This window comes from Undibacterium sp. GrIS 1.2 (assembly GCF_040544435.1).
Classification (GTDB): domain Bacteria; phylum Pseudomonadota; class Gammaproteobacteria; order Burkholderiales; family Burkholderiaceae_D; genus Undibacterium.
On record NZ_JBEONP010000007.1, the window covers coordinates 113,121 to 127,129 of the forward strand.

The 14,009-nt window shown below is 47.3% G+C and carries 12 protein-coding genes; 6 read left to right on the top strand and 6 right to left on the bottom strand.

The genetic code is table 11. The annotated features are described in order from the left end of the window. The first annotated feature begins 129 nt into the window (after positions 1-129). The gene (locus AAKU61_RS04800) at positions 130-768 is read left to right on the top strand and encodes a peroxiredoxin (protein ID WP_322120221.1); all 639 of its coding nucleotides are present in this window, start codon (positions 130-132) and stop codon (positions 766-768) included. A gap of 75 nt (positions 769-843) precedes the next feature. On the opposite strand, the gene sbcB is transcribed toward AAKU61_RS04800, so the two are convergent. The 6 genes from sbcB to yihA all read right to left on the bottom strand — a co-directional run bounded on the left by sbcB (position 844) and on the right by yihA (position 7,531). Further along, positions 844-2,292, bottom strand: a complete 1,449-nt coding sequence (gene sbcB / locus AAKU61_RS04805) for an exodeoxyribonuclease I (RefSeq protein WP_354330074.1) — start codon at positions 2,290-2,292, stop codon at positions 844-846. Positions 2,293-2,434: 142 nt separating this feature from the next. Continuing rightward, positions 2,435-3,547, bottom strand: coding sequence for a magnesium transporter CorA family protein (locus AAKU61_RS04810; protein ID WP_354330076.1), 1,113 nt, complete (start codon positions 3,545-3,547; stop codon positions 2,435-2,437). Between the two features lie 8 nt (positions 3,548-3,555). Continuing rightward, positions 3,556-4,779 (bottom strand): sterol desaturase family protein, encoded by a 1,224-nt coding sequence (locus AAKU61_RS04815; protein WP_354330078.1) that lies wholly within the window; start codon positions 4,777-4,779, stop codon positions 3,556-3,558. Between the two features lie 42 nt (positions 4,780-4,821). After that, on the bottom strand, positions 4,822-5,487 hold the full coding sequence (locus tag AAKU61_RS04820) for a lysoplasmalogenase (protein ID WP_354330080.1): 666 nt from the start codon (positions 5,485-5,487) through the stop codon (positions 4,822-4,824). 6 nt (positions 5,488-5,493) lie between these two features. Then, positions 5,494-6,510, bottom strand: coding sequence for a porphobilinogen synthase (hemB, locus tag AAKU61_RS04825; protein WP_354330082.1), 1,017 nt, complete (start codon positions 6,508-6,510; stop codon positions 5,494-5,496). 259 nt (positions 6,511-6,769) lie between these two features. Beyond that, the gene (yihA, locus tag AAKU61_RS04830; RefSeq protein WP_354330083.1) at positions 6,770-7,531 is read right to left on the bottom strand and encodes a ribosome biogenesis GTP-binding protein YihA/YsxC; all 762 of its coding nucleotides are present in this window, start codon (positions 7,529-7,531) and stop codon (positions 6,770-6,772) included. A gap of 319 nt (positions 7,532-7,850) precedes the next feature. On the opposite strand from yihA, the gene AAKU61_RS04835 reads away from it, so the two are divergent. From AAKU61_RS04835 to msrQ, 5 genes are all read left to right on the top strand, one after another. Next, a complete protein-coding gene (locus AAKU61_RS04835; RefSeq protein ID WP_354330085.1) occupies positions 7,851-8,522 on the top strand; it encodes a c-type cytochrome in 672 nt (223 codons plus the stop codon). Between the two features lie 91 nt (positions 8,523-8,613). Next, complete coding sequence (locus tag AAKU61_RS04840; protein WP_503012579.1) at positions 8,614-10,809, top strand: cytochrome c biogenesis protein ResB; 2,196 nt, start codon at positions 8,614-8,616, stop codon at positions 10,807-10,809. 59 nt (positions 10,810-10,868) lie between these two features. Then, entirely contained in the window at positions 10,869-12,014 is a 1,146-nt protein-coding gene (ccsB, locus tag AAKU61_RS04845) for a c-type cytochrome biogenesis protein CcsB (RefSeq protein ID WP_354330089.1), read from the top strand. Between the two features lie 211 nt (positions 12,015-12,225). Then, the gene (gene msrP, locus AAKU61_RS04850; protein WP_354330091.1) at positions 12,226-13,206 is read left to right on the top strand and encodes a protein-methionine-sulfoxide reductase catalytic subunit MsrP; all 981 of its coding nucleotides are present in this window, start codon (positions 12,226-12,228) and stop codon (positions 13,204-13,206) included. A gap of 3 nt (positions 13,207-13,209) precedes the next feature. Next, positions 13,210-13,854: a protein-methionine-sulfoxide reductase heme-binding subunit MsrQ gene (gene msrQ / locus AAKU61_RS04855; RefSeq protein WP_354330093.1), complete on the top strand. Its 645-nt coding sequence runs from the start codon at positions 13,210-13,212 to the stop codon at positions 13,852-13,854. Positions 13,855-14,009 lie beyond the last annotated feature (155 nt).

Sequence of the window (14,009 nt, forward strand, 5' to 3'; positions counted from 1 at the left end):
TAGAGCAAAGTAATGCCTTTGAATAACGTCGATATAACAGCTAAGATATAAGCAAGCAACTACTCTGTCCTTGAAACGGGAGCGTACAAGTTCTATAGTCTTTAACTTAACAGTTGAATGGAGAATGAAATGACTTTACGTTTAGGTGATACCGCTCCCGATTTTGAACAAGATTCTTCGATAGGGAAATTGAATTTCCATGCCTGGGCAGGTGATTCTTGGGTGGTACTTTTTTCACACCCTGCTGATTTCACCCCGGTCTGCACTACCGAATTGGGACTAACCGCCAAGCTGAAGCCTGAGTTTGATAAGCGCAACGTCAAAGCGATTGCCTTATCAGTAGATGGCGCAGAATCTCATTTGAAATGGATCAAGGATATTGAAGAGACGCAAAAGACTGTCGTCGGCTTTCCTATCGTTGCCGATGCAGATCGCAAAGTTGCGGCGCTATACGACATGATTCATCCGAATCAATCTGAAACGGTCACAGTGCGCTCGTTGTTCGTCATCGATCCTAAGAAAAAAGTTCGTCTGATCATTACTTATCCGCTGACGACCGGTCGCAACTTTGACGAAGTTTTGCGTGTGATTGATGCCTTGCAATTAACGGATGGCTATACCGTAGCGACGCCTGGTAATTGGCGTGACGGCGATGATGTCATCATCCCTTTATCGATTAAAGATGAAGAAGTGATTAAGCAAAAATATCCAAAAGGATACACATCGCCAGTGCCGTATTTACGGATTACGCCGCAGCCGAATAAGTAATTGTGTCGTTGCTCTCAAAGAAAATGCCCCGTTATTACGGGGCATTTTTTATAGTGGTTTGCGCTGATAGCGCTACTATCTTACTGGCACAACCATCTCCGCGTAATCGTATAAGGCACCTAGAATTTCTTCATCACTTTCACTAGCAGTTTCGGACAACTGATCAATCTGATTAAAAAAATCATCAACCGTCCGTGCTTTGCCAGCACCATCTAACATACGGGCGATGCGGTGTTCTTCCCACTGTGCTTGTTCAGCTTCGCTTAAGCTATCCGGGAAGTTGCGGGCGCGATAACGAAATACTAATTCTGCCAAACGACTATCTTGAAAATCAGGATGTGTCTTAGCGAGTTGTGCAGGACTCATATTGCGTAGTTCATTCAGCAGGCGCCTGTCACCCGCGCCTATAAATCCGCCATAAAGATCCTCATCAACATCCGCCGCCTCGTGCTGTGGGCGTGCATAGACTTGCTCCCACAGCGTACGCATGGCATCAGCTTGATCTGCCATTAACGTAGCCGTTTTTTGTGCATGCTGGTGGACTTGCGTCAGATCGATTTGCCAGCGCTCTGCCATTGGCGCGGATAAAGTTTTTAAGTTGCCGATCACGATGGGGGATTTGTTCAGGTGAATTGTCTTGACTGGCAAGCGTGTGACGTCCTCAGGCAGATCATTGGTTTTGCTGAACATGCGTAGTTGTATGCTGGCTGCATCAAGTGTCGCCAGTTCGGACGGATCATGCGCCAGATCCCAGGCGATCACTTCATTTTTATTTTTGGGATGGATCGCTAACGGCCACATCACAGCAAGGCAACCGCGCTCGGTAGGAAACATACCGGAGACGTGCAGAAAAGGTTTGCCTAGCAGCGGTATGCCGATCTCACTCGCCGCTTTTTCTTTTTTATGCAGCGCCAGACAAAACTCAAATAACTTAGGCTGATGCTGGCGCACCAGGCGGGCGAGGGCAATGGTTGCGCGCACATCGGATAAGGCATCATGCGCTGATTCATGCGCAATGCCATTCGCAGCGGTCAGGTGTTCTAAGCGGAAACTCGGCTTGCCATCGTCATTCGTCGGCCAATGTATGCCCTCTGGTCGCAGCGCATAGGTCGTGCGCAGCATATCCATAATGTCCCAGCGCCCGCACTGGTTTTGCCATTCGCGCGCATAAGGATCGATCAGATTGCGCCAGAACATAAAGCGCGTGATCTCGTCATCAAAACGGATCGTGTTATAGCCAACACCGATGGTGCCAGTGTGCGCGAGTTCTGCCTCTATTTTTGCCGCAAACTCGTATTCAGGGATGCCGCGTTCCAGACAGGTTTGCGGGGTGATATGAGTGATCAGGCAGGACTGCGGGTCAGGCAAAAAATCATTCGCTGGCTGGCAGTACCACATCATGGGCTGACCAATTTCGTTCAACTCAGCATCGGTACGGATTGCGGCAAATTGGGCAGGACGATCACGCCTTGCTTGCGCGCCAAAGGTTTCGTAATCGTGCCAGAGGAAGGTGGTTTCTTGCATTGGTCGTTTTTATCTGTACAAAAAATGTAAACAAAAATTAAAAATAAGGGGAGTATATTTTATTGTCCATATAAATTCTGGGCAATAGAGCATATTATCGATGTACACCTGCCCAGTATATGGCTATAGCACGCCAATTGGATTAATCTCGTCGTTTGCTGGCTTTGTCTTCCAGATAGCGCTGGCTACGGAAATACAGCAACAAAATAATCACAATCGCCAGCATCATACCCATGGTGATCCAGAATCCTGCAGCATGTTTCAGCAAAGGCATCTCAACGAAGTTCATCCCAAAAATGCCGGTGATTAAGGTCAGCGGCATAAACAAGGCGGTGATGACGGTCAGCATGCGCATGATTTCGCTGGTGCGGTGAGCCATTGCCGAGAAGTGGATTTGTACCGCCGACTCCAAGGATGCCTCCAGCCGCCGCGCATGGTTCAGAACACGGCTGATGTGTTCCATCACGTCGTTGGTGCGCACCAGTAGCAAATCTTTGGCACGACCGTCGCCACTATCGCTACCGTCATGCGTATCTACAATGTGATCGCGCAGCTCTTGCAGGGCGTCACGCTGCTCCTCGCACAGGCTGTCGAGCTTGCGCAATTCAATGCGTGAATCCAACAAGGCAAACCAATTCTTAAAAGGCCGGCGCGGATCGAGCAAGGCATGCTGCCAGCGGTCAAGCTGTTGGGTCAGCGGTTGACGCAGTTCCAGATATTGATCAACCATCGCATTGAGTATGCGCAGCATTAAATCTTCTGGCGAGCAAGGCAGGCGGCTGGAGTGACCATTACCTTCTGCCTTATGTTTGTAATTGAGCAAACGGCTACGGGCATTGTCGATGGTGCGACTTTTGACTGAGCGCACGGTGACTAAAGCATTCCCCATCAAGAAAAACGATACTGGCACCGTCAATAGCTTGTTGAGTACAGCAGGGATTTTTCGCTTTTGAATCTCGTTTGTTTCTGCGTTAGGGATTGCTGCTGCTTCACCATTCAGTGCCAGTTTGCGGAATACCACCATCTCATAATCTTGTGTCGCATCGAAGTAGGACGGATGCGTCAAGTTGACAGCGTCTTTTAAATGCAAATCATAAATTTGCGTGCCGGTGATGCGAGTGACTTCTTCGCGCCAGGCTTCGGGATCAAGGTTCACTTCATCATGCGTCGCATCTAGCCAGACAAATCCCGCCGGCTTAATGGACGCATCAGGATTAAGTAAAACTTGTGTGTCATTGATGTGAAAAATATCCATACGAACGATTACTTTTTAAAAATCAGCCACAGCGCGGCAAGAGAAATAATACAGGTCGATGCTATCGCTATTTGCGCAATGAAAGTTAAGCTGACAAGCGCAAACCAAGTGCCGCCAATGAGTACCATCAGTAGCGTTGCCAGAAGGCGAACTGCTTCCAGTTTGACATAGAGTTTTTGCTGCTCCATTAAACCACCAACGATCCATAATCCAGCGATCAGCCAGATCGCATACGGTAGCAAGCTACTAAATGCTGTGTTGGGTGCAATCGTCAAAAAATGTGTGCCTGCTTGCAGCGTAATAACAAACTGCACCAAGCAATACCACATCTTTGCGCCAGTCAACGGCGGGTTAAATTCAGGGCGTTGCAGGTCGAATGATTTGGCAGGTGATGTTGCGACAATATCGGCGGGACGCCAGCCGGGTGGCATAAACCAGATGCGACATTTATCCCACCAATTTTGTGTATGCCACGCATCTGAGGCAACGGCTTTGTACACCTCTACATTTGCCCATAAAGGATTCCAGCTACGCAGCGGGCTACGGGTACCAAAGACGACAGGATGTGCGTCTTGTTCTTCTATAAACGTACCGAACAAGCGGTCCCATAAAATTAGAATGCCACCATAGTTTTTATCCAGATACAGATCATTCACACCGTGATGTGCACGGTGGTTGGATGGCGATACGAACACGCGATCAAACCAGCCCATCTTATCGATTTGCTCGGTATGTATCCAAAATTGGTATAACAAATCGATCAGCGCAATGATGATAAATACATGAACCGGAAAACCGAGCACAGCCATCGGCAAATAAAAAATCCAGCCAAATAAAGCGCCACTACTGGTTTGCCGCAGCGCGGTCGTCAGATTATAGGATTCGCTTTGATGGTGTACCACATGTGCGGCCCAGAGCAGATTGGTTTCGTGTCCCATTCTGTGTAGCCAGTAGTACAAAAAATCATACAGTAGCAGGCCAGAAACCCACACCCATACACTGTTATCAGATAAGTCAAAAATCGCAAAATGTTGCGCTACCCAGGCATAAATGCCGATTGCCAGGACTTTTAAAAACACACCGATGATTTGGCTCATCACGCCGAGACTCAGACTATTGATCGCATCATTAATACGGTACAGGTGTCGTTGCCGGCGTCGTGCGACGATAAATTCAATTGCGATTAGCAAGAAAAAAACAGGACTCGCAAAGGTAATGATTTTTTCTTGCATGATAGTGGGTAGTTGGCAGGTAGTTTTAGTTTGATGCAGGATTTAGTAAGTTTTAACCGAGCGTGCGATCAGGTAAAGCGCCAGATAATAGGTCGCCAGTATCAGTAGGGCGGCATGCGGCAACGGGGCATTAAACTTATTGTATGCCAACAGCGTGTCGGACAACATAAATGCCAGACCGCCAGCCATGGCAAGCTTACTGGCCTTGGTTTTTAAGACCAAATGCCGCGCCAGTGCTTGCGATGTCATGCAGAGCAAGCAGACAACATAGACGACCACGGGGACGCGTAACTCACCCGGAATACCTGGCCATAAAATAATGAGATTAATTACACCGATCATGCCGATAATTAAAAAAATCCAGGGCCGTGATACCAGCCGTGTGTCGCTGATAAACGCCCGTAAAAAACATAGATGCGCTAATAAGAAGCTGGCCAGACCGAGTAAAAATCCAGACTTGAACAGCGTCAGTGGCAGCATGAGAAAAACATCACCCACGAGTGAAAAGAGGATGCCGATCAAAATCGCTTTGCGGTACCTCACATTGAAATGTCGGACGCCAAAAGCCACCCAAAAAATCAGTAAAGTGGTCAGCGGTTTAAACGCATAGTGCAGCCAGATCAGCTGGTCTGTTTGGCCTGTAATTTGTTCCGCAGCGCCAAATATAGCTAGCGCTGCGGCAAGGACGATGAGAGACAGCTTTAGCATAAGACTTTATGCATTGTGCTTGAGCAGACGGGCAACGTCACGGGCAAAGTAAGTGAGAATCCCATCAGCACCAGCACGCTTGAAAGACAGCATGGTTTCCATCATGGTTTTGTTGTGATCCAGCCAGCCATTTTGTGCGGCAGCTTTGATCATCGCGTACTCACCGCTGACCTGATAGGCGAAAGTAGGGACTTTAAATTCATCTTTGACACGACGGACGATGTCCAGGTAAGGCATGCCGGGTTTGACCATCACCATGTCGGCACCTTCGGCTAAATCGAGGGCGACTTCACGTAAGGCTTCGTCGCTATTTGCGGGGTCCATCTGATAATTAGCTTTATCACTTTTTCCCAGATTGCTGGCTGAGCCAACCGCGTCGCGGAAAGGGCCATAAAATGCAGACGCATATTTGGCTGAGTAAGCCATGATGCGGGTATGGATGTAGCCATTCGATTCCAGCGCCTGACGGATGGCGCCAATACGGCCATCCATCATGTCGCTCGGTGCGACGATATCGGCTCCGGCCTCTGCCTGAGTCAATGCCTGACGTACAAGCATCGCGGTGGTTTCATCATTGAGTACATAACCATTTGCATCCAGCAAACCATCCTGACCGTGACTGGTATACGGGTCGAGCGCCACGTCTGTCAAAATACCTAACTCAGGAAAGCGGCTTTTTAATTCGCGGATAGCACGTGGAATTAAACCTTTGGGATTAGTTGCTTCAATGCCGTCAGCGGTTTTTAAACTTGGGCTGATCGCTGGAAATAATGCCAATACGGGGATGCCAAGCGCAACGCAGTCCTCTGCCACGCCGAGTAATACATCGACTGTAACGCGTTCTACACCGGGCATCGATGCAACTTTTTCTGATTGATTAGTGCCTTCAATCACAAACACGGGATAAATTAAATCGGATACCGTCACACTGTTTTCGCGCATCAGTGCGCGGGAGAACACATCTTTACGCATGCGGCGCATACGAACAGCGGGAAATTGGAACGGTTTGATTGAATTAGGCATGATGGTCACCAAAATTTATATTGAGGTTAGTGAAACTTTTCGCAAGATGCAGGCTCAGACAAGCAGGTTGTAAATTGTGTTCAGCTCCGGGATGTTCAATTTTAATTTGAAAGTGTAATTAAAATTGTAAATCCCAGCGTCAAACTCATCTTCAGCTTACCGCTTCTCATCCCTGAGCGGGCGCCTGTTGTCCTATATGACGGGCGTTATTGCCTCGGCACGATTTAGTTCTGCCGAGGCTTTTTTATTCGTGTACTTATTATGACTGTTGTGACTGATGTTGCTGGGCCGAGACGCTACCATCTTCACCCTCATTATTATCGTTGTCATTAGCAAGACGCGATGGTGGCGTATAAGGCAAATCCAAACCTAATAAAGATTGCAGTTTTGCATCTGCTTCTTCAATGCCAGTGCGTTTTAACGACGAGAATAGTTGAGCTGTAAACGGGAAGGGCTTACCTTCCGCATCGGTGTAGCTAGCCAGCACGGTTTGCGTCAGACGCAAGGCGTTGGTGGAATCATTGCGATTGAGTTTATCGGCTTTCGTCAGCAGGCAATGCACAGGACGGCCGGTCGGAGCGAACCATTGCAGCATCTGCGTATCCAGATCAGTAAAAGGGCGGCGCGCATCCATAATCAAGATTAGTGCTGACAACTGGTCGCGGTTTTGCACATAGGATCCCAATAGCTGGTTCCAGTGATGCTTGGCGGCGCCAGGCACCTCGGCATAGCCGTAGCCTGGTAGATCGACCATCATGGCGCGAATTTCATCGGCACGGGTCTCATCCTTACGATGTTGGCCGACATGCGCACCACCGATGGAAAAGTAATTAATATGCTGTGTGCGTCCTGGTGTTTTAGAGGCAAAACATAATTTTTTCTGATTACACAGAATGTTAATGGCAGTTGATTTGCCTGCGTTGGAACGGCCTGCAAAGGCGATTTCCGGCACGGATGAATTGGGCAAATCGCGTAAATGATTGACCGTTGTAAAAAAACGGGCTTGCCAAAGGATAGACATAGAAGTTGCTTGTAAAGGTGAGTGAGTGCTTGATAAGTACTAAATAAGTGCTTAATTATTGCTTAGGTGCTTACATGCCTACGTGCTCGGTACATGGAAATTGCATGGAAAAATGCAACAGAAGAAAGAGAATCGCTTAAAGCTATTGTACAATAAGGGGTTAGGTATTGGGCTGCATGTTTCCAATCCTGTATTTTGTGCTTATTGTTTTACTTGCGTTTTGCTTGTGCGCTTGATTCAGGTTTGATCTGGGTTTTAGTCGCAGCAAACGTGCGTTGCCAATAGGGCAGATTCCATAAATTAGTCTCAAGGTGTTTGAATGAACCGTGCTTTTTTACCTTTTTTAAAGTCTATCAGCATCGCCATGTTAGCGATGTCTGCAATCACCTCTGTGGCATATGCCAACCAAGAAGCGAAGGCCCCTGCAAAAGCGGATGCAGCCAAAGGTGAGGCGCTTTTTACGAACGGTGATGCAGCACGTGGGATTGTCGCTTGCGTATCTTGCCACGGCGCAGCGGGTAATTCGACTATTTCGGTCAATCCAAAGTTGGCTGGACAACATGAGGCTTACATCGCCAAGCAGTTGTCAAATTTCACTGGTCCAGACCGCAATAATCCAGTCATGACCACATTTGCAAAAGCAATGACAGAAGACGATATGAAAAACGTCGCTGCCTACTTAAGCACACAGAAACCAAAACCAGGCGCGGCCAAAAATAAAGACATCGTCGAGCTCGGCAAACAAATTTATCGTGGCGGTATCGCTGAGAAAAACGTACCCGCCTGCGCTGGTTGCCATAGCCCTAACGGCGCTGGTATACCTGCGCAATTCCCACGTATTGCGGGTCAGCATCAGGACTACACGGTCGCCCAGTTGACTAACTTCCGTACTGGTACACGTAAAAACGGCATACAAATGACAACCATCGCCAAACGTATGTCAGATGATGAAATGAAAGCAGTTTCCGATTACATCGCTGGCTTGAAATAAATACAGAGATACAACAAAAGAAACAAATTAAAGAATAAACGGAGGGGGTGGCAAAAGCCATCCCCTTTTTTATTTTTAGAACAAATTAATTATGGAAATAATTGTGGAAACTGATACCGCCGGATTGCAACTCCAGACCGAGCGCCGCTGGTTAGCCGATGGCATAGAATTGCTCTCATCTATGCGATTTGCCATTAGTTTGTTGGTATTGATTGCAGTCACTTCTATTATCGGTACGGTATTAAAGCAAAACGAGCCTATGCCGAATTATGTGAATCAATTCGGACCGTTCTGGTTTGACGTGTTTCATAAAATGGGCATGTATTCCCTATATTCCGCTTGGTGGTTTTTACTGATTATGGCGTTTTTGGTGCTATCTACCAGCTTATGCTTAATTCGTAATGCGCCGAAGATGCTAAAAGACATGCGTAGCTGGCGCGAGAATGTACGCGAGCAATCTCTGCGTAATTTTCATCACAAGGCAGAATGGCAAGCGACCAATACGCGACCTTTAACTGTGCAGCAAATAACGGCGCACATCACTCGCCTTGGCTACAAGTTCAAAGTAGTAGAAAAAGATCATGCGACTTTGATCGCAGCTAAACAAGGTGCAGCAAATAAGTGGGGTTACATTTTTGCGCACAGTGCAATCGTGATCATCATGGTGGGTGGCTTACTTGATTCTGATTTATCTATCCGTTATCAGCAATGGTTTATGGGTAAAGTTCCTTTTGATGGCAGTGGCATCATTGCCAAAATTCCGGCACAACACCGACTGGCGCTAGGTACTCCCACCTTCCGCGGTAATACCACTATTCCAGAAGGCGCTACAAGCAGTACTGCAATTATTCAGCAACAAACAGGTGTACTGATTCAGGATTTGCCATTTACGATCAAACTGAATAAATTCATCATCGACTACTACTCAACGGGCATGCCCAAACTTTTTGCCAGCGAAGTGATGGTGAAAGATCATGAGACAGGTAAAACTTTTTCAGCCACTATCAAAGTGAATGAGCCGCTGATTTATAAAGGCGTTGCGGTTTACCAGTCCGGTATTGAGGACGGCGGTAGTCATTTGTCGCTGGCCGCATATCCCATGTCGGGTGATGCAATGACGAGTATTGCCATATCTGGTGATGTCAATGGCACGACACCTTTGCCATCTGCCAGCGGTAATGACTACACAGTAGAGTGGACTGGTTTTCGCGTGGCTAATGTAGAGAATATGGCTAACAACACGCAGGACGTCCGTGCCGTCAATTTGAATCAGAGTTTTAATCAGCAACTGGCCTCCGATCTGGATAAACATACTGGATCAGCAGGAAAAAGCGCCAACAGCAAAAATCTGAAAAATGTTGGCCCTAGCGTGCAATACAAATTGCGCGATAAAAATGGTCAGGCTAAAGAGTTCTCTAACTATATGCAACCGGTAGAGTTGGATGGCGCGTCGATTTTTTTAGCGGGCATGCGTGATAATCCTGATGATGCTTTTCGCTACCTGCGGATTCCGGCGGATGATGATGACACCGTCGTTGAGTGGATGCGTTTGCGGGCAGCATTGGCCAATCCTGAATGGCGCCAAATAGCGGCACAGCGCTATGCCAAACGCGCTTTGCCCAATAATGACGCAAAGTTACAAGAGCAACTAGGTCTGTCTGCCTTCAAAGGCTTATCGATTTTTGCAGGCCAACCTGGTGACGCTGGTAAAGTAAATCAGAAATCAAATCAACCGTCGGGTTTTGTCGCTATTTCTCAATTTTTGGAACAAATTCCTGCGGCTGAGCAAGCCAAGGCTGCCGATGTATTTATGAAAATTTTAAATGGCAGCATGTGGGATCTGTGGCAAGTTGCGCGCGAAAAAGCGGGACAGCCAGAGATTGAGCTAAATGAAAAGCATGTAAAGTTTTTGCAATTGGCGACTAGTGCTTTGTCGGATTCGTTTTTCTATGGCGCTCCATTTTATTTACAATTGAGCGGTTTTGACGAGGTAAAAGCTTCTATCTTGCAAGTGACTCGCTCACCCGGAAAAAACATCGTCTATCTGGGCTGCCTGTTTTTAGTGATTGGTGTGTTTTCGATGTTTTATATTCGTGAACGCCGTCTTTGGATTTGGTTGAAAGATGCCGATGTTGGTGCTAATCCTGAGGGCAAGCCAGCAACCAAAATATTAATTGCCCTCAGTTCCCAGCGCAAAACCCTCGATTTTGAGAAAGAGTTCGATCAGTTGAAGGCAGAATTGCCACAAGTAATTAAACCAGCAAACGATCCACCTTCGCAGTTGTAATCGACTACACTGTTCTTTGAAGTGCTTTAGCAGCAGATTGTTTAGATATCGGAAATATGATGGAAATGACACAAAACTATACGCCTTACCAAGGCTTCTTTAAGCGGCTGAGTGCAATCGACTGGTTTTATGCCCTAGCTCTTAGCGTAGGTGCTTTATTCGCATTAAGTCGTTTTGGCATGTATATGGATGGCTATGAAAAAGGGATTTTACTGTTTGCCGTGCCCGCATTTGCATGGCTAGGCTGGCATTGGAAGCCCGTGCGCTGGCTGCTGGTTGTGCTGACGTTGATTTCTCTGTTTGCTATTTACCTGTACGCAGGTTCGCTGGAGATGGCCAATCAAAAGTTTTTCCTCAAATATCTGTTTTCTAGTCAATCCGCGATTTTGTGGATGAGCACTTTATTCTTCTTATCTACCCTATTTTATTGGGGTGGTTTGGTTGTCCGCTCTGATTTTGGATCTTCTATCGGCTCGACTTTGTGTTGGGCTGCCGTGATTATGGGTTTTACTGGCATGCTAGTGCGCTGGTATGAGTCGTATCTGATCGGTGCAGATATTGGTCATATTCCGGTATCCAATTTGTACGAAGTGTTCATCCTGTTTTCCATGATCACGGCTTTGTTTTACCTGTATTACGAGCAGCAATATAAAACCCGTCAGTTGGGGCCGTTTGTATTGATCGTGATTTCTGCGGCAGTCGGATTTTTGTTGTGGTACACGGTCAAGCGCGACGCGGCAGAGATTCAGCCACTGGTTCCGGCATTACAAAGCTGGTGGATGAAAATCCACGTACCTGCTAACTTTATCGGCTACGGTACATTCTCGCTGGCAGCGATGGTTGGGGTGGCGTATTTGTTGAAATCTAAAGGTTATTTGCAAGACCGCTTGCCCTCTTTGGAAGTGCTGGACGACGTAATGTATAAAGCCATTACGGTCGGTTTTGCTTTCTTCACGATTGCGACGATTTTAGGCGCGTTGTGGGCAGCAGAAGCATGGGGTGGTTACTGGTCTTGGGACCCGAAAGAAACTTGGGCTCTGATTGTCTGGCTGAACTATGCCGCCTGGTTGCATATGCGCCTGATGAAAGGCTTGCGTGGCCAGATTGCCGCATGGTGGGCTTTGATTGGCTTGCTGGTAACGACTTTTGCTTTCCTCGGCGTGAATATGTTTTTGTCGGGCTTGCATTCTTACGGAACCTTATAAATCCACGAGCACAATTCGCTTCTAAAGCTTTTACACAAATTCAAAGCCTCGCAAACGCATGTTGCGAGGCTTTTTTTCTTTGTTTCTGTAAAAAATGTAAGGTTCAGCAGACTCTGGCGACTCATGAGAAACTATTCGCAATCTAAAGACTCAAACCAGTAATAAAAAATTGTTGTTCTTGCATTTTCATCTCGTCGCATAGGGAGTCACCATGTTGATCAAACGTAGTCCAAACGGCATCGACTTGCCATTTTCATCCGAAATCACACCTCGCTCTATTTTTGAATCGCGCCGTGATTTTATTCGTCAAATGGCGGTGGGTTCGGTCGCTGGCACTGCCTTGTTTGAAATGGCACAGCGCGAAGCATTTGCGCAATCGGCTACAGCACAAAAGCTGGCCGCGACCCTCAATCCCGCTTATGCGCTGGTGGAAAAAAAGACCAGCTATAAAGACGCGACGACCTATAACAATTTTTACGAGTTCGGTACCGATAAATCAGAGCCTGCGATGAACGCTGGCTCGCTCAAACCACGCCCCTGGACTGTGACGATTGAGGGCGAAGTGAAAAAGCCAATGACACTGGACTTGGATGCTTTGCTTAAACTGGCTCCACTGGAAGAGCGCATCTATCGTATGCGCTGCGTTGAAGGCTGGTCTATGGTGATACCTTGGACTGGTTATTCTTTGTCGAATCTGATCAAAAAGGTGGAGCCGACGGGTAATGCCAAGTTTGTGGAATTCACGACGTTGGATGATAAAAAACAAATGCCTGGACTACGTCGCCCGGTATTGGAGTGGCCGTATGTGGAAGGTCTGCGTATGGATGAGGCGATGCACCCTCTCGCTCTGCTAAGTCTGGGTATGTATGGCGAAGTATTGCCAAACCAGAACGGTGCACCGGTGCGGATGGTGTTGCCTTGGAAATATGGTTTTAAATCGGCCAAATCCATCGTCAAAATTCGCTTCACCAAAGAGCAGCCAAAAACTGCCTGGAATATCGCCGCACCTAGCGAGTATGGTTTCTATTCCAACGTGAATCCAGAGGTCGATCATCCGCGTTGGTCGCAAGCGTCTGAGCGTCGTATTGGTGAGGACGGGATTTTGTCCAGAAAGCGCAAAACACTGATGTTTAACGGTTACAGCGAAGTGGCTTCTTTGTACGCCGGCATGGACTTGAAGAAGTTTTACTAAGGTATGAAATTGCCTTCATTTCAGCCCTCACCAAAACAGTTGAGTCTGATCAAAGCAGTCTTGTTTGTGATCGGTTTGCTGCCATTTGTCCGTTTGGTCGCATTCACCTTTCTCGATAAGCTGGGTGCCAATCCGGTGGAGTTTATTACCCGCAATACCGGTGACTGGACGCTATATCTGCTTTGCATCACCTTGTCGGTGACGCCGCTACGTAAATTGACGCAATGGAACTGGCTTATCCGCTTGCGGCGTATGACGGGTTTGTTTGCTTTCTTTTATGCCTTACTGCATTTCACCACGTTTTTATGGTTCGATCACTTTTTTGATCTGACTGAAATGTGGGCTGATGTAATTAAGCGTCCGTTTATCACAGTCGGCTTTATCGCGTTTGTTTTGCTGTTACCGTTGGCGCTGACCAGCACCAATAGCATGATCAAACGCCTGGGCGGCAAGCGCTGGCAATGGTTGCATCGGCTGGTGTATGTGATTGTGCCGCTAGGGATATTGCATTATTTCTGGATGAAGGCCGGCAAGCATGATTTTTTTCAACCCATCATTTTTGGCACGATCGTTGCGCTCTTATTGTTGATGCGAGTGTATTGGCGCTGGCAGAGCAGGACGGCACTTACTCCTACCGCAGTCAGATAAAGAAAAACGCGCTGTGAGCGCGTTTTTTTATAGGAAAAAATGGGAGTATCAGCCCAAAACATGGGCGGATTCAAGTACGAAGAGCAACATTGAATAAAAAGTCAAAGGGTCAGATGCGATAGCATTCTGCCTTTTGACCAGCCAGTCGAAAGTTG